Consider the following 1,229-nt stretch of genomic DNA (forward strand, 5'->3'; position numbering starts at 1 on the left):
ACTTAAAATCTTGCACTCCTAACGGGGTATGCCGGTTCGACTCCGGCCGTCCGCACTATCATATGGCAAGCGAAGATCTGGTGATTTTACAAATCTTTAGCTGGCTGGTTCGGCGGCGGCTCCGTGACAGTCGGGGACATGGTGGCTTCGGAGATCTTGCGCCCCTGTGACCGGCTTTGTGCCACCCGTTCGAGTTCTTCATGAAGGTCGTCAGTGCGCAGATGACCGTACCGGGCCGTCATCTGGAGCGTCGAATGACCGAGCACTCGGCTTAAGCGATAGAGATCGCCGCCGCCCTGGACCCACCACGAGGCGAAGGTGTGTCGGAGATCGTGCCAGCGGAAGTTTTCGATGTTCGCTCGTCTACACGCACCGACGAACGCCTTGCGCGGATCGCTGACTCGATCGCCACCCGGTCCATGAAGGAGGAAGACCGATTGCGGTCGAGCGCGGCGCTCCAGTAGCTCCCGGATCACCGTGAGCGCTTTTCGCGACAGCGGGACCTGCCGGGGACGGCCTGCCTTCGTCTTCTCCAAATTTAGCTCACGACGCTGGAGGTCGATGTTCGTGAGCGTCAGGCCGAGCAACTCTGCCTTGCGCATGCCGGTCTCAACCGCGAGCACCAAGATCGGCCGCAGAGGTTCGGATGCGGCTTCGTGCAGTCGGTTGAACTCTTCGTGCGTCAGGTAGCGCGTCCGGGGACGGCTCTCGCGCAGCACCTTCTTGACCGCCTTCGTGACCGGGGATGTGTCCACCCACCCCCAGCGCTCAGCCATCGTGAACATAGAGCCCAGGAAAGCCAGATCGCGCCGGATCGTCGCATCAGCGACCCCGGTACGTTTACGGGCGGAGATGAAGTCTGCGAGCGTGCGTCGGTCGATCTCATCGAGATGTATCGGACCTAGGATGCGGCTCAGAGTCTGGCTGTTGTAGCGGTAGGTCTCGACTGTCCCATCCTTGAGTCGGGCTTCGGTGAAGAACCGCTCGGCTGCTTCGGTGAGGAGATATCGTGGCCGAACTTCACCGCGACCCGAACGAGAATGCTCCTCCATCAACTTGGCCAAGAACACCAGGGCCTCGGCCTTCTTCGCGGTCCTAGCGCTCCGCCGGACATGGACTCCGTCCCGCCGGAACCTCACCCACCAGACATCACCCCGCCGGTAGACCCCCGCCACATGCCCTCACCGTTGACTGCCGACGCCAAGAGTCTGAGTCAAAACGAAAAATTG

At 61.3% G+C, this 1,229-nt stretch carries 1 protein-coding gene; it reads right to left on the reverse strand.

Going from position 1 to position 1,229, the window contains the following annotated elements:
• Nucleotides 1-86: 86 nt before the first annotated feature.
• The gene (locus tag WYO_RS04070) at nucleotides 87-1,070 is read right to left on the reverse strand and encodes a site-specific integrase (RefSeq protein ID WP_244424054.1); all 984 of its coding nucleotides are present in this window, start codon (nucleotides 1,068-1,070) and stop codon (nucleotides 87-89) included.
• Between the last annotated feature and the right edge of the window lie 159 nt (nucleotides 1,071-1,229).

The sequence above is a fragment of the Methylobacterium sp. GXF4 genome, assembly GCF_000272495.1.
Taxonomy (GTDB): Bacteria; Pseudomonadota; Alphaproteobacteria; order Rhizobiales; family Beijerinckiaceae; genus Methylobacterium; species Methylobacterium brachiatum.